Source organism: Microbispora bryophytorum, from assembly GCF_043197435.1.
GTDB lineage: Bacteria > Actinomycetota > Actinomycetes > Streptosporangiales > Streptosporangiaceae > Microbispora > Microbispora bryophytorum.
This window is the reverse complement of record NZ_JBICTF010000001.1, coordinates 318,225-333,775: the sequence shown is the minus strand read 5'-3', so window position 1 is coordinate 333,775 and position 15,551 is coordinate 318,225. Positions and strand designations below refer to the sequence as shown.

Genomic DNA, 15,551 nt, shown 5'->3' with positions numbered 1-15,551 from the left:
AGCTCGGAGAACCCCCCGTGATCCTCATCAGTGCCGCACTGGTCCTCGCTGCAATCGTCCTGCTCATCGCGGGCGTCGTGCTGGGAACGCCCCCTCTCGTGATGTGGTCGATCGTCGTCAGCGTGCTGTCGGCGGTCTGTCTGCTGATCGGGGCACTGCTGAGGCGCCATGAGCTGTTCCCCGCCGGTGGGCGTGCCGCCGAAGGAACCGCTCCCACCCCCCAGGGTTCGTCCGTGCCCCAGCTCGCGCACGTCGGTGCCGTGAGCGGGGCGTACGGCGGAGCCCTCGTCGGGGCACCGGCGCATCCGGTGGCGACGCCCATGGTGGCGGCACCGCCGGTCACGCATCACGGGGCATTGCCCCCACAGACCTTCCCGCCCCAGCGGACGGGACCGATCACGCGGTCGCCGGCCGGTTCCGGCCGCGGCCTCGCCCCCGACGCGATCGTTCTCGTGATCCCCGGGCGTAAGCGCTTCCACCTGGCCACCTGCCGCCAGCTCGTCGGGCGTGAAACCGAGGAGCTCACGCACGAGGAGGCCCGCGAGGAGGGCTTCACCCCGTGCACCACCTGTCTCCCCGAGAACTCCGCCCGTACGGCGGAGCCGGACAAGACCCCTCACCGCGGTGACGCAGCCCGCGACGACACGGCCCGCGACGAGAGCATGCGCGCGGAAGCTCCGACGACCACCACGCCTTCGGCCGGAACCTCCGGCACGACCGGCCGGGAACCGTCCCGTTCCACGCCCGCTGATCGAGAGCCGCCCGTCGCGCGGTTCCCTCAGCCCGGCGTCCCGGGGCCGCGCCTGCCCGAGTCGTCCGTCTCCGAACTGTCCGGCCCCCAGTCGTCCGCTCCCGGTGCCTCAGATCCCGGTGCGTCAGATTCCGGTGCGCCAGATCCCGGTGCGTCGGACGCCACCGCGGGGGGCGCCGCCGGTGCGTCGCCGGCCGCCGCTCCGCCCGCGTCGGGCCCTTCCACGACCGCCCCGCCCACGCCCCCCGGCGGCAGGCCGTCCGACGACGTAGCGCGCGAAAAGCCCGGTGAGACGGCGGAGAAGGCGTCCGGAAAGACGTCAGGGAAGACCGCCGACGCGGGCGAGGTCGATGAGCACGACGGTCCGGCGCGCGACACGGCTTCCGAGGCCGATGCCGGGACCGAGGGCGACGGGCACACGCCGGTGAACTGGTTCGGCCGGGGCACGTCGCCGGAGTCCGGCGCCGGGACGGCGGTGCCGCGGTCCGCCTCCACCTCGCCGTCCTCCACCTCGCCGTCCTCCACGCCGCCGTCCTCGCCTTCCGCCGCGTCTTCGGGATCGTCGTCCGGATCCTCCGCGCCGTCCTGGCCTTCCGCCACGTCATGGTCCGCACCGGCCTGGTCTCCGCCGGCGGCAGGATCGGCGTCGGACCAGGCGGACGACGAGACGGACGACTCGCTGACCGACACCGCGGAGCACGACTGGTTCGTGCCCGGCAGGGTTCCCCTGCCGTGGGACCCCGCCCGGTCCAAGGCGACCGGGGAGGCAGGGAAGGAAACTTCGTCGCCGGGGGACGGCGAGCCCGATGGATCCACGGCCGTGGACCAGGCTCCCGGCTCGCGTGCGGCCTCGCTGCCGAAGGCCACCGCTTCCCGGGCGGACGACGAGCAGCCCGGTGACGACCAGAGCGCCTCCGGCGCGGCGGACGCGAAGGCGGCGTCCCGCCCGGAGGACGCCCCCACGCCCCGGCGTGCGGGGCCCGGAAAGCCGGTGGAGCCGGCAGAGACCCCCGGATCCGGGCGCGCCGGATCCGCGGCCTCGGCCGGCTCCACCTCCGGCTCGGCCTCCGCCGCCGAGAGCACCGCGAACAAGACCACCGCGAACAAGGGCGTCGCGGAGAAGACCGGCTCCGGGAACGGCACTGACAAGGCCGGTACTGGCACGGTCGGTACTGGCAAGGCTGGCACCGAGAAGACCGGTGCTGAGAAGAGCGCCAAGAAGAGCGCTGAGAAGACCGGCTCCGCCCGTGAGGACGGCGCCGGCATGGGTGACGGCGCCGCGCCGACCCGCGCCGCAAAGGCGGCCACGTCCGGTTCCGGCAGCCCGGACAATCCGGGCAGGACAGGCGAGGACCGCGGCGGGTCGGGAAGCGAGACCGGTGAGGATCGCACCGCCGGCGCGGCTCAGCCGTCCGCGGACGGGGACGCGCCGGTGCGGGTCATGATCGGCACCCGGCGCTACCACGAGGCCGGTTGCCCCCTGATCAGCGGAATGGGCGACTCGGGCATCGAGACCATGACACGGGCCGAGGCCGACGAGGCGAACCTCACCCCTTGCTCGGTCTGCCAGAACGACCGTTGACGCGCTCTGCGGCGTGAGGGCCGGGTAGCCGGCCAGTGCGGCGCGGTGTGCGGTGCGGGGCGACACTGCTGTCGTCTCCGAGGCGGTTCCGGACGCCAACCCCGGCGCGGCACGGCGCGGCCGTGGCCGTCCCCGATCGAACGCCGAACGCTGATGGAACGCCGGTGGAACGAACGCCGGTGGAACGCTGACGGGGCCGGTCGGTGACCGGCCCCGTCAGTCGCGGGATCAGGCCTTGCGGAGGCGGAAGGACAGGCCCAGGTCGGCATCCTCGTGGACCGGCAGGTCCTCGTCAGGAACGCCCTCGGCCAGGCTCACCGCCAGCACCTCGTCGGCGACGGCGTCGCCGCCCTCGCGCAGCGCCGCTGCCAGCTCACCGCCGGCCGACCACCACAGGTGGATGCGGTCGGTGATGGACAGGCCGGTGGACTTGCGGGCCTCCTGGACGAGCCGGATCACGTCGCGGACCAGGCCGGCCCGGCGCAGTTCGTCGGTGATCGCCAGGTCCAGCGCCACGGTCTCGCCCGTGCCGGTGTCCACCGCGCCGGTCTCCACGGCCCAGCCCGACTTCGGCTGCTCGGTCACGATCACGTCGTCCGCGCCCAGCTCCACCGTGCCCAGTTCTCCGGCCTCGACGGTCGCGGGCCCGCCCGAGCGCAGGGCGCGGGCCAGCTCCGCCGGGGCGGCGCCGGACACGGCCGCGGCGACGAGCTTGGTCTGCGAGCCGAACCGCTTGCCGAGGCTGCGGAAGTTGGGCTTGACCGTGAACGTCACCAGGTCGGCGGAGAAACCGGACAGGTCCTCCAGCCGCTGGACGTTGAGCTCGTCGGCGATCAGGTCGCGCAGCTCGCCGGGGAGCGAGGCCCAGCCGGGGGCGCCGACCAGGGCCCGGCCGAGCGGCTGGCGGGTCTTGACCGACGACGAGGCACGCGCCGACCTGCCCAGCTCCACGAGCCGGCGCACCAGCGCCATCCGCTCCGACAGCTCGGGGTCGAGCAGCGCCGCGTTCACCTCCGGCCACGTGGCCAGGTGCACCGAGGCCGGGGCGTCCGGGTCGCGCAGCACGTCCCAGAGGTAGTCGGTGACGAACGGCACGAGCGGGGCCATGAGCCGGGTGACGGTCTCCAGGCACTCGTACAGCGTCGCGAAGGCCGACGCCTCACCGGACCAGAAGCGGCGGCGCGAGCGGCGGACGTACCAGTTGGACAGGTCGTCCAGGAACTCGGTGAGCCGTCGCCCGGCCCGGGTCGTGTCGAACTCCTCCAACGACGCGGTGACCTCGGCCACCGTGCGGTGCAGCTCCGCCAGCGCCCACCGGTCGATCAGCGGCCGCTCCGCGTACGCCGGGGCGTCGGCCATCCGGGCCGGCGACCACGACTCGGCGTTGGCGTAGAGCGCGAAGAACGACGTGGTGTTCCAGTAGGTCAGCAGGACCTTGCGGACGATCTCCTCCAGCGCGGTGTGCCCGATCCGCCGGGGCGCCCAGGGGGACCCGGAGGTGGCCATGTACCAGCGCAGGGCGTCGGCGCCGTGCTGGTCCATGAGCGGCATCGGGCGCAGCACGTTGCCCAGGTGCTTGCTCATCTTGCGGCCGTCCTCGGCGAGGATCAGGCCGAGGCAGAGCACGTTCTCGTACGACGACCGGTCGAACACCAGCGTGCCGACGGTCATCATCGAGTAGAACCAGCCGCGGGTCTGGTCGATCGCCTCGCAGATGAACTGGCCGGGGTAGGAGCTCTCGAAGACGTCCTTGTTCACCAGCGGCGCGCCCCACTGGGCGAACGGCATGGCGCCCGAGTCGTACCAGACGTCGATCACGTCGGGCACCCGGCGCGCCTCGGCCTGACACGTGGGGCAGGGGAAGGTGACATCGTCGACGAACGGGCGGTGCGGGTCGAGGCCGGTCAGATCGTGGCCCGCCAGCTCACCCAGCTCCTTCAGCGAGCCGACGCAGGTGACGTGGTCCTCGTTCTCCGAGCAGACCCACAGCGGCAGCGGCGTGCCCCAGTAGCGGGACCGCGACAGCGCCCAGTCGACGTTGCCCCGCAGCCACTCGCCGTACCGGCCGTGCTTGATCGTCTCGGGGAACCAGTTGGTGCGCTCGTTCTCGGCGAGGAGCCGGTCCTTGATCGCGGTGGTCCTGATGTACCAGGACGGGAGCGCGTAGTAGAGCAGCGGGGTGTGGCAGCGCCAGCAGTGCGGGTAGCTGTGCTCGAAGTGCTCGCCACGGAACAGCAGCCCGCGCTCGCGCAGGTTCTCCGTCAGCGGCTCGTCGGCGTCCTTGAAGAACAGACCGCCCACGAACGGCACGTCCGGCAGGAAGCGCCCGTCCGGGCCGATCGGGTTCACCACCGGCAGGCCGTAGCGCTTGCAGACGGTCATGTCGTCGGCGCCGAAGGCGGGGGCCTGGTGGACCAGGCCGGTGCCGTCCTCGACCGTGACGTACGTGCCGAGCACGACGTAGTGGGCGCCCTCGATGTCCACCAGGTCGAAGGGGCGCCGGTAGACGGTGTGCTCCAGCTCGGAGCCCTGGTAGGTGGCCAGCACCTCGGCGTCCTCGCCGAGGACCCGCCGCAGCAGCGGCTCGGCCACCACCAGCACCTCGTCGCCGCGCCGGGCCGCGACGTACGTCACGTCGGGGTGCACGGCGACCGCGGTGTTGGACACCAGGGTCCAGGGCGTGGTGGTCCAGATCAGCAGCGAGGCGCCCATCTCGGCCAGCGGGCCGGAGACGACGGGCATCCGCACGTACACCGACGGGCTGGAGACGGTCTCGTAGCCGCCGGGCTGGCCGAGCTCATGGTCCGACAGGCCGGTGCCGCAGCGGGGGCAGTACGGCGTGATCCGGTGGTCGCGGAACAGCAGGTCCTTGTCCCAGACGACCTTGAGCGACCACCAGACGGCCTCGACGTACTGGGGGTCCATGGTGCGGTAGGCCTGGGACATGTCGACCCAGTAGCCCATCCGCTCGGTCATCTCCTCGAACGCGTCGACGTTCCGCAGCACCGACTCGCGGCAGCGCGCGTTGAACTCGGCGATGCCGTACGACTCGATCTCGGGCTTGCCGGACAGGCCGAGTTCCTGCTCGACGGCGACCTCGACGGGCAGGCCGTGGCAGTCCCAGCCGGCCTTGCGGGGCACGTGGTAGCCGCGCATGGACTTGTAGCGGGGGAAGATGTCCTTGAAGACGCGGGCCTCGACATGGTGCACACCGGGCATGCCGTTCGCCGTGGGCGGGCCCTCGAAGAACACCCAGGAGGGGCCGTCGGCGTTCTGCTGCAGCGAGCGCTCGAAGACCTTCCCGTCCCGCCAGCGTTCGAGGACCTCGTGCTCGAGGGCCGGCAGGTCGACCTGCGCGGGAAGTGAGCGGAAATAGTGGGAAGACATCGTCGGGCGGGACCTCCACGCGGTGGCTGTGACAGCCTGCTGACATGGCGTGAAGGGACGAAGCCGCCGGACGGCTCCGCGGTACCACCCTTCTTGACGCCCGGCCGGTGCCGGACGCCCTCTCGTTTCGCTTTCCGCTGCCGGTTCTACTCGGCCGGGACGGCCTTTCTTCCGGCGGCTCCGGGGTGATCTTCCCTTCACGGCCCGCCCCGGGCTCGCACCGTCCCCGGGTCGCTGAGCGGGCGGATGTGGAGGTACTCGTCCCCATCAACACCTTGCAGACTATGACGATAACGCAACCCGGCCGGAAGGGCTTCCCGATATGCGGGTGACGTCCCGGGTGAGACCCGGCTCGTCGCGGGAATACGTGGGAGGAACACGCGCAGGCTCCGCGATTGTTGTGGGGGTGTGCGGGTGGGCGCCGTGGCCGGCGAAACGGCGACGGAGGCGGCCCCCGCGTGGGCCGCCGCCCCGGGACCCGGGGCGTGGGTCCGGGTGGTACCACCCACCGACAAAACGATCGAAATAGAGGGCGACGAGGAGGAGCTGCGCGAAGGCGCCACCCGGTTACGGGTGGGGTAAAAGCCTCAGCGAGTCCGTTGCCGATCCGTTATCGGCGACTTATTCTGCCCGGACGGGCTCGAATCGCACCACTCGAAGGGTGCCACGGGGCCGAAGGGTTCTGGGCGAAGGGGAGGCCCGCAATGACGACGCGCACGGCGAAAACCGCCATCGGTGACGACGTCTGGTCCGAAGAGGAGCTCGCCGAAGTCCGTGAGCGGCTGCGGCACGAGATCGAGGAGTTGCGCGCCGACATCGCCCGGGCGGAGGAACAGCTCGCCTCCGGAGACGTGAGCCAGGGCGCGGGGGACGATCCGGCGGACGCCGGAGCCAAGACGTATGAGCGTGAGCGCGAGATCGCCCTTACCCTGAATGCGCGCGACCTGCTCGCGCAGAACGAGCGGGCGATCGCCCGCGTCGAGGCAGGGACTTACGGAGAGTGCGAATCGTGCCACAAGCCGATCGGCAAGGAGCGCCTGCGGGCATTCCCGAGGGCGACGCTGTGCGTAGCGTGCAAGCAGCGGGAGGAGCGCCGCTGAGCGGTGAACCCGCGCGGCCCGACCGGGCGCGGAGGATCGCTCTCCTCGTCGCCGTGGCCGCGGTGGTGTACGCGCTCGACCAGGTCGCGAAGTTCCTCGTCGTGGAGTTCCTGGAGCACGAGGGGCCTGTCACCGTCGTGCCCGGCGCGCTGGTGCTGACGGTGATCCGCAACGCCGGGGCCGCCTTCAGCATCGGCACCGGCATGACGATCGTGTTCACGGTGATCGCGCTGGCCGTCGTCGTCGCGATCGTGCGTACGGCGCGGAAGCTGCGCAGCCTGCCCTGGGCGATCACGCTGGGCCTGCTGCTGGGCGGGGCGGTCGGCAACCTGACCGACCGCATCTTCCGGTGGCCGGCCCCGTTCCAGGGGCACGTGGTCGACTTCATCCAGGTGTTCCCGGTCACCCGGTTCCCGGTGTTCAACGTCGCCGACTCGGGGATCGTGTGCGGTGGCGTGCTCGCCGTGTTCCTCGCCTGGCGCGGCTACCAGATCGACGGCACCCGCCAGATGGACGGGTCCGTCGAGGACCACACGCAGGACAAGGCGCAGGACCACACGCAGGACAGTGCGCAGGAGCACGCGCACGACCACGCGGAGGGCGAGTCGGGCAAGCAGGCCGGCGAACGGGCGGGGGAGCGGGCCGATGGGTGACCAGCGCAGCCTGCCCGTGCCGGACGGCCTGGAGGGCGAGCGCCTCGACGCCGCCCTGGCCCGGCTTTTCGGCTTCTCCCGCACCCGCGCGGCCGAACTGATCGCCTCCGGGGACGTGCTGGTCGACGGCGGGGTCCCGGCGAAGTCCGACCGCGTCCACGCCGGGGCGTGGCTGGACGTCACGATTCCGCCGCCGCCCGCCGCGCCGATGCCCGTGGCCGAGCCCGTGCCGGGCATGGCGATCCTGTACGAGGACGACGACGTCGTCGTGGTGAGCAAGCCGATCGGCGTGGCGGCGCACCCGACCGTCGGATGGACCGGCCCCACCGTGATCGGCGGCCTGCTCGGCGGCGGGCACCGGGTGTCCACCAGCGGCGCGGCCGAGCGGCAGGGCATCGTGCACCGGCTCGACGCCAACACCACCGGCGTCATGGTCGTCGCCAAGAGCGAGCGGGCCTACTCGCACCTCAAGCGGGCGTTCAAGGAACGCACGGTCGACAAGCGCTACCGCGCGCTCGTGCAGGGGCACATGGACCCGCTGCGGGGCACCGTGGACGCCCCGATCGACCGGCATCCGGCGGGTGACGGGCGCTTCGCCGTGGTGGCAGGCGGCAAGGACTCGGTCACGCACTACGACACGATCGAGGCGTTCCGGGCGGCGTCGCTGCTCGACATCAAGCTGGAGACCGGCAGGACCCACCAGATTCGGGTCCACATGGCCGCGCTCAGGCACCCGTGCGTGGGCGATCTGCTGTACGGCGCCGACCCCACCCTCGCGGCCCGCCTCGGAGTGGGCCGGCAGTGGCTGCACGCGGCCTCGCTGTCGTTCGAACACCCGGCGACGGGGGAGTGGATGACCTTCACCAGCGACTACCCCGCAGACCTGGCCAACGCGCTGGAGATCCTCGCGGACGAGGGCTGACGCGCGCTCCGGGCATTCATCCCATCCGGCGCCCGTGCTGCGTCCGTCCTGCGGCGGTCCTGCGGTGCTTGCTGATGGCGCGGTCAGGCCGTGACGGCGTGGTCAGGCAGTGATAGTGCGGTCGGGCAGTGGTGGCGCGGCCAGGTGCTGATGGCGTGGTCAGGCGGTGATGGCGCGGTCAGGCATCCCAGTCGTTCTCCGGCTGGGTGTAGCCGTCGGGAATGTCACCGAGGTCGTCCGTGGTGGCCTCCTGGCCCTCGCCTTTTCCCTGGCCCCCACCCTTGCCCTGGGGCGGCTCGGCGCTTCCGCCGCCGGCCCCGGGCTTGGGCGCGGAGGGCTTCCCCTTGCCTGTCTGCTTTCCGGGGGGAGACCCCTTGGGCTTGCCCGCCCCCTTGGATGCGGCCCCGGTGGGCTTGCCCTTGGGTTTTCCCCCGCCGGGCTTGCCGGGTGACCTTCCGGCGGACCTGTCCGTCGGCCTGCCGCGTTCCTCCATACGGTGCCCGCCCGCGGCGCCGCTCCCGGTGTTCGTCACCGGCTGGGTGGCCGTCCTGCTCACGTCGCGGCTCTCGGTCCGCTTGCCGGCCTCGGCGGTCCTGGGCTCGGTGGCCCGGGGTTCGGCGGTCTTCGTCGCGAAGACCGTCACCGTGGGCGTGCTCACCACGGCGGTCCCCCTCGGGTCGGCCGGAAGCCTGGCGGTGGTGAACGCGACGGCGCCGGCCACCAGCCCGACGAACGCGACGAGCGCCCCGGAACCCGCCGCCAGGGCCCAGGGCCTGCGGCGTCCGCCCACCGGTACGGGCGCGGGCACCCGGACCGGCGTCGGGGTGCCCTCGCCGAAGGGCATGGGCACGGGCGCGGACGTGGACACGGGCTCCGAAGGCGCGGTGTCGAAGATGGGCATCAGCCGGGCGAGCCGGGGCGGCTGCCGCGGGCGCGGCACGACCGAATCGGTCACCTGCCCGCTGGCCACGGCGTGCAGGTGCTGGGCCGCGTAGTCCGCGGTCATCCTGCGGGCCGGGTCCTTGATGAGCAGACCCTCGATCACCGGTGCCAGCGGCCCGGCATTGTGCAGGGGGCCGGCCTCCTCGTACATGACCGCGGCCAGTGTCGCCAGCGCGTGACCGCGGTGGAACGGCGAGCGCCCCTCGACGGCCAGGAACAGCGTCACTCCGAGCGACCACAGGTCCGACGCCCGCTGCGCCTGCTGTCCCGCCGCCCGCTCCGGTGCGATGAACGCCGGGGTGCCGATCAGCATGCCGGTGCGGGTGACCGGCGAGTCGTCCTCCATCGCGGCGATGCCGAAGTCCGTCAGCACGACCCGGCCGTCGTCGGCGAGCAGCACGTTGTCGGGTTTCACGTCCCGATGCAGCACCCCGTTCGCGTGGGCGACGCGTAGCGCGGCCAGCACCTGGGATCCGATCTCCGCCACCCGCCGCGGCGGCAGGGGGCCCTCCTCGCGGATGACCGATCCCAGCGTCCGGGACGGGATCAGTTCGAGGACGATCCAGGGGTAGCCGTTCTCCTCGAAGGCGTCGTACACCGCCGCCACGCTCGGATGGCTCAACCGCCCGGCGGCCCTGGCCTCGCGGAAGGTCCTGATGGTGAAGACCTCCCGCTCCGGACCGGTGAGCTCGTTCGACGCGAGCAGCTCCTTGACGGCGACCTCTCGTTCGAGCACCTGGTCGACGGCGCGCCACACGGTGCCCATGCCGCCCCGTCCCAGCGGCTTGATCAGGCGATAGCGTCCTGCCACGACACGTTCGGAGGTCTGCGCTTCAGCCATGATTGTCGCGCTACCCCTCGTGGGCGAACGCATGCGACATCGTTACTGTTCTGGGGCGAAATCCTTCCCGACCTGCGGATCTTCATCAAATTGTTATCAAGGCTGGAAGGTACGCGCGAAGGCGTTGAAATACGACAAACCGGAGGTCCACCGGGAGTCGGCGACCTGCCAGTAGAGAGCGACGCAGCGGCCGTCGTCGAGCCTGAAGGCGCGGTCGAGCACCCGCACCTTGCCGGCGTCGGTCGTGTGGGTGAACTCCCAGTCCGCGGCGGGAACACCGAGGTATTTCCTGGCCGTCAGTCCGATGCGCTCGTAGCCGCGCAGGTAGCCCTTCTTGGTCGAGGTCACCTCGACCGTGCGCAGGGCGGCCACCGGGTCCGTGGTCTCCCAGGGGGTGAAGTCGACCTGCAGGTAGTCCCGCCCGCCGGGGTCGTGGAAGCGCACCCGGGTGGCCTCCCTGTGGAACGGGACCCAGCGGGAGGGCAGGGCGATCGCGAAGCCGAGCGGGTCGTGGTGGGTCTTCCACCCCTTGGGCACCGTGGCCGCCGTCGGCGTGGGGGACTGCGGCGACGGCTCCTCCGAGGGCTCCTCCGAGGGCTCCTCCGTCGGCTTCTCCGTGGGATCCTCCGTCGGCTGCTGCGTCGGCTCGGATGGGAGCGCGGACGGCTCGCCGGAGGCGCTCGGCTCGGTGTCCCCCGACGTGTGATCGGAGCCCAAGGTGGGATCGGTTCTCGCGGGTACGGGGTCCTCGGCGAGGGTCCCGCCGCCGGCCAGCGAGTTGTAGCCGTACCAACCGCCGGCGACGACGATCACGAGCAGCAGCGGTAACAGGACGAACAGGGTCACCTTGGCAGCGGAGCCGTGCCCCGGAGGGCGCGCACCCGGTGCGGGATACGCGCCGGGGTGGCCTCCCGGCGGGACGGCGGGCCCGCCGGGGCCCGCGTTGCCGCTGTGCCCCATGTGCCCCAGGTGACCCATCTGGCCCATGTGGCTTGTGTGGCCGGCGATGGGGCCCGCTGGGTGGCTTGTGTGGCCCGCGGGGGCCGGACCACTCGGACTCGTGGGGTAGCCCGCCATGCCCGTGCCGCCGGGGCCCGTCGGTCCCGGGTGGCCGGTGGCCCCCGGCCAGGAGGCGGAGCCGCCGGACTGCTGCGGGCCGCCGGACTGCTGTGGGCCGCCGGCCTGGTGCGAGCCGCCGTACGACTGCGAGCCGTCGTACGACTGTGAGCCGCCGTACGGCTGCGAGCCGCCGGCCGGGCTCTGGCTCCAGGGGCCGGGCTGCCCCGGCTGGGGCGGCCCGGACGGGGAGCCGCTCCAGGGGCCGGGGTCGGGCCGGTTCGCCAGAGGATTCGGGGTGGCCGCGACGGCGGCGTTGAGCAGGGCGGCGGCCTCGGCCGCGCCGATGCGCCGGGCCGGGTCCTTGCGCAGCAGGCCTTCGAGCACCGGCGTCAGGGCGCCCGCCCGCCGGGGCGGGGCGGGGTCGTCGTGCAGGATGGCCGCCATCGTGGCCACGGGGGAGTTGCGCTCGAAGGGGGTCCTGCCCTCGACCGCCGCGTACAGCGTCGCGCCGAGGGACCACAGGTCGGACTCGGGGGTCGCGGGGTCACCGTTCAGCCGCTCGGGCGGTATGAACGCGGGGGTGCCGGTGATGCCGCCGGTCATGGTCAGCCCGGTCTCCTCCGGCATCGTCGCGATGCCGAAGTCGGTCAGCACCACCCGGGTCTCCCCACTGAGCAGCACGTTCTCCGGTTTGACGTCCCGGTGCAGCACTCCCGCGGCATGCGCGGTGCACAGCGCGTCGAGCACCTGTAACCCGATCGCGGCGACCCGGCCGGGCGGGAGGGCGCCCTGGTCGCGCAGCACCTCGCCCAGCGACCGCGACTGCACGAGTTGCATCACGATCCAGGGGCGGCCGTCCTCCTCGATCACGTCGTGGACGACGACGACGTTCGGGTGGTCGATGCGGCCCGCCGCCCGGGCCTCGCGGATGGTGCGCCGGGTGAACGTCTCGCTGTCCTCTTCGGAGGTGGGGTGGTAGAGCACCTCTTTCACGGCCACGGTGCGGTCGAGCAGGTCGTCGTGGGCACGCCAGACCACGCCCATGCCTCCGCGGCCGATCGGTTCAAGCAGGTGGTACCTGCCCGCGACCCGACGCTCCTCGTCCACCCTGTCCTCCTCGAAACCCCATGAATGGTCCCACAGGCCGGTACGCGGCCGTCTGTCTTCGATCTCACGACACCGTGCGCCGGCGGTGAAACTCGCAGGCCGTGACGGCGGACGGTGACCGCCTCCGTGGCGGGCGAACTCGATGCGCAGTTGTTATCGGACGTTATGGAAGGGTGATTCGGTCGGCCGCTGCCGCATTCACTTGCGGAAACGTCATTGCTCACAGTTTCCATTCACGTATGGTTATGTTTCGCCGCAGCTTGTCCGATTTATTCACTTCTAATACTGTCCGTAGGGACTTTGTCGTTTCCCGGACGGGTGCTCTCCCCGAGACGTCACCCCGTCCCCCCGCCTGGAGGCGAGATGCGGTTACGCACCACGTTGTGCGGAAGATCCCCCTACGGCATGGCGCTCGGCGCCGCGCTACTGGTGTCGGCGGCGCTCACCCTGACGCCCGCGTCCCCCGCGCAGGCCGGCCCGGTCGACCCGCACAAGGCACCCGGACGGTGCGACACCGACCCGGCCGCCCACCTGGGCGCGGTGCCGGCCCCTGAGCAGTTCTTCGGCTTCCCGCTGGGCAAGGGACAGCCCCGGGTGCTCACGACCGAAGAGATCGGCAAGTACGTCGAAGCCGTGGGAGGGGCCTCGGACCGCGTGGTCACGGGCACCGTGGCGCACAGCGTGACCGGCCAGGACCTGCCGTACGCCATCGTGTCCGACTCCCACAACATGGTCCCCGGTCAGCTCAAGAAGATCGCGGACCAGATCCGCTCGCTGCGTGACCCGAGGTCGCTGCGGGCCGACAAGGCGGCGCGCATCGCCGAGGACTCGCCCGCCGTCGTCTGGATCGCCGGCAACGTGCACGGTGGCGAGAAGAGCGGCGCCGACGCCGCGCTCAAGACCCTGTACGAGCTGGCGAGCGGCCTGTCCTGCGACGTCGCGAAGCGCAACGACAACCTGGTCACGGTCATCATGCCGACCCAGAACCCGGACGGCCGCGACGCGAGCCGCAGGACGAACGAGTACGGCTTCGACCTCAACCGGGACTGGTTCGCCCGCACCCAGCCGGAGACCGACGGCAAGCTCGAAATGCTGCGCCGGTATCCGCCGCAGGTCTTCGTCGACGCGCACGAGATGGGCGGGCGGCAGTACTTCTTCCCGCCCAACGCCGACCCGATCCACCACGAGATCGCCGACCAGCCGGTGAACTGGATCAACCGGATCGGTGCGGCGAACGCGGCGGGCTTCGGCTACAACGGCGCCTGCGGCGACGCGGTCACCACCGAGTGCTACTTCAACTACGCGACGTACGACCTGTTCTACATGGGCTACGGCGACAGCGTCCCGGCCGCGGGCTTCGGCGCCGCCGGCATGACGTTCGAGAAGGGCAGCTCGTCGGCGGTCGAGGACCGGGTGCAGCAGCAGTTCAACACCCAGTGGGCGACGACCGGCTGGGCCGCCGACAACAGGCGCGAGGTCCTGAACGGCTACTACTCGATTTGGCAGACCGCGCTCGCCGAGGGGGCCGCCGGCGCCCTGGAGCCGAACGAGGTCGTCCAGCCGGCGAACACCGTCCGCTTCCCGGTGCCCGACATCGCGATCCGGTCGTACTTCCTGCTGCCCGACCGGCAGCTCGGCGACGTGCGCCGGCTGGTCGAGCGGCTGCGCCGCATGGACGTCGAGGTCTACCGGGTGAAAAAGCCGGTGAAGGTGCCCTCCGCGCGGGTCTTCGGCGGCCGGACGGCCAGTGACGTGACGGTCCCCGAGGGGGCCTACTGGATCCCGATGGACCAGCCGCAGAAGCACTGGATCCAGGCCGTCATGGGCGAGGACCCGTACGTCCCGTTCCCCTACTTCTACGACGTCTCCTCGTGGAGCAACCCGCTGCTCGCGGGCGTCGACACCATCTCCACCGGTGACAAGCTGTCGCCGAAGGCCGACCTCGTCAAGGACGTCGACGGCGGGGTGGCCGCCGCCGCGCCCCGGGGCGGGTCGTACTCCTACCCGATGGACTCGGCCGCCGCGTCCGAGCTGACCTTCCGGCTGCTCGGCGCGGGCGTGCCGCTCACGCGTGACGCGCGTTCCGGGGTCGTCAGCCTGGCCGCCACCGCGATGAACCGCGGCGAGCTGGACAAGCTCGCCCGCTCGCTGGGCGTGACGGTCGAGGGCGGCGCTGCCCCGGCCTCCGGAGCCGCGCTGCGCACGCCCGACGTCGGCCTTTTCGCCGGCACCGGCGTCTCCACCACCTCCGGCTCCTACGGCGAGGCCCGCTACGTGCTCGGCGACCGATGGGGCCTCGGGCTCACGCCGGTGACCACGGCCGACGTCAACGACAACACCCCGGCCTTCACCGAGCGGTCCGTCCTGCTCGTCCCGGACGGCAGCAGCGCCAACGGCGGGCTGACCGCGCAGGGCCTGGCCAACCTCAGGCAGTGGGTGGCCGCGGGCGGCACGTACGTCGGGCTGCGCAACGAGGGCACCCGGGTCGCCAGGGCCGCCGGCCTCACCTCCACGACCGAGAAGGCCAAGCCGACCGGCTACCAGGTCATCGGCTCGCACTTCCGGGTGGACGTGGCCCAGGACAGCCCGGTGTCGCTCGGCCGACCGGCGGAGGACTTCCAGTTCAACAACGGCGACCCGATCCTCAACCCCAGCCAGACCGGGGCGAACGTGCTCACCTACCCCTCGGATGACACGTTCTGGTCGAACGGCTACACCGTGGGCGCCGAGGCGCTCAAGGGCACGACCTCTCTCGTCGACGAGCCGACCGGCGCGGGACACGCCGTGCTGTTCGCCTACAACCCGCTGTTCCGGGCGTACAACGAGAACGGCATCCACCTCCTCGCCAACGCGCTGCTGTACCCGGCGGGCGCGCCGCAGCCGCAGGCCAAGCAGCGGACCGCCGCGGCCCCGGACGCGCTGCGCAGCGCCGCCGCGACGGCGCAGGAGCCGCCGAACCTCGGCGGGGAGTGGCGGCCGATCGTCATCCAGGTGGCCGACGCCGACCTCGCGCGGACCCAGGCGGTGGTCGAGCGTTACACGGACACGGCGCTGACCGCGTCCGCGGACGGCTCGTCCTACGTCACGATCCCGAACCCCGACGGACTGCCCGCCGACGAGCACCCGTTCGTCCGCGACCTGGTCCGCGACCTCGGAGCGGCGGGCATCCCGCTCCGCTCCGTCGTCGCCTGATCCCACGCAGGAAAC

General features: G+C 72.0%; 8 protein-coding genes. 5 read left to right on the top strand and 3 right to left on the bottom strand.

Translation table 11 applies throughout. The annotated features are described in order from the left end of the window. The first annotated feature begins 17 nt into the window (after nt 1-17). Nucleotides 18-2,333: a hypothetical protein gene (locus ACGFIB_RS01515; RefSeq protein ID WP_393367768.1), complete on the top strand. Its 2,316-nt coding sequence runs from the start codon at nt 18-20 to the stop codon at nt 2,331-2,333. Between the two features lie 228 nt (nt 2,334-2,561). Here the strand turns inward: ACGFIB_RS01515 and ileS are convergent, their stop codons facing one another. After that, nucleotides 2,562-5,720, bottom strand: coding sequence for an isoleucine--tRNA ligase (gene ileS / locus ACGFIB_RS01510; RefSeq protein ID WP_393367766.1), 3,159 nt, complete (start codon nt 5,718-5,720; stop codon nt 2,562-2,564). A gap of 704 nt (nt 5,721-6,424) precedes the next feature. Here ileS and ACGFIB_RS01505 point away from each other — a divergent pair. Genes ACGFIB_RS01505 through ACGFIB_RS01495 form a run of 3 tightly spaced genes read left to right on the top strand, consistent with a single transcriptional unit; the run spans nt 6,425 to nt 8,395 of the window. Next, nucleotides 6,425-6,820 (top strand): TraR/DksA family transcriptional regulator, encoded by a 396-nt coding sequence (locus ACGFIB_RS01505; protein ID WP_357286398.1) that lies wholly within the window; start codon nt 6,425-6,427, stop codon nt 6,818-6,820. After that, entirely contained in the window at nt 6,793-7,473 is a 681-nt protein-coding gene (lspA, locus tag ACGFIB_RS01500; RefSeq protein WP_393367764.1) for a signal peptidase II, read from the top strand. The genes ACGFIB_RS01505 and lspA overlap by 28 nt, the downstream gene beginning before the upstream one ends. Continuing rightward, nucleotides 7,466-8,395: an RluA family pseudouridine synthase gene (locus ACGFIB_RS01495; RefSeq protein WP_142568636.1), complete on the top strand. Its 930-nt coding sequence runs from the start codon at nt 7,466-7,468 to the stop codon at nt 8,393-8,395. Before lspA ends, ACGFIB_RS01495 begins: the two co-directional genes overlap by 8 nt. A 178-nt stretch (nt 8,396-8,573) precedes the next feature. On the opposite strand, the gene ACGFIB_RS01490 is transcribed toward ACGFIB_RS01495, so the two are convergent. Both ACGFIB_RS01490 and ACGFIB_RS01485 read right to left on the bottom strand, forming a co-directional pair. After that, nucleotides 8,574-10,178: a serine/threonine-protein kinase gene (locus tag ACGFIB_RS01490; protein ID WP_357240176.1), complete on the bottom strand. Its 1,605-nt coding sequence runs from the start codon at nt 10,176-10,178 to the stop codon at nt 8,574-8,576. Between the two features lie 96 nt (nt 10,179-10,274). Next, nucleotides 10,275-12,344 (bottom strand): serine/threonine-protein kinase, encoded by a 2,070-nt coding sequence (locus tag ACGFIB_RS01485; RefSeq protein ID WP_393367761.1) that lies wholly within the window; start codon nt 12,342-12,344, stop codon nt 10,275-10,277. Between the two features lie 363 nt (nt 12,345-12,707). Here ACGFIB_RS01485 and ACGFIB_RS01480 point away from each other — a divergent pair, with 363 nt between their 5' ends. After that, a complete protein-coding gene (locus ACGFIB_RS01480; protein ID WP_393367759.1) occupies nt 12,708-15,536 on the top strand; it encodes a M14 family zinc carboxypeptidase in 2,829 nt (942 codons plus the stop codon). Nucleotides 15,537-15,551 lie beyond the last annotated feature (15 nt).

Excerpts from the sequence above, each read along its gene's own strand:
- ACGFIB_RS01495 (WP_142568636.1), top strand. The coding sequence starts at position 7,466 with ATGGGTGACCAGCGCAGCCTGCCCGTGCCGGACGGCCTGGAGGGCGAG.
- ileS (WP_393367766.1), bottom strand. The coding sequence starts at position 5,720 with ATGTCTTCCCACTATTTCCGCTCACTTCCCGCGCAGGTCGACCTGCCG.
- ACGFIB_RS01480 (WP_393367759.1), top strand. The coding sequence starts at position 12,708 with ATGCGGTTACGCACCACGTTGTGCGGAAGATCCCCCTACGGCATGGCG.
- ACGFIB_RS01505 (WP_357286398.1), top strand. The coding sequence starts at position 6,425 with ATGACGACGCGCACGGCGAAAACCGCCATCGGTGACGACGTCTGGTCC.
- ACGFIB_RS01490 (WP_357240176.1), bottom strand. The coding sequence starts at position 10,178 with ATGGCTGAAGCGCAGACCTCCGAACGTGTCGTGGCAGGACGCTATCGC.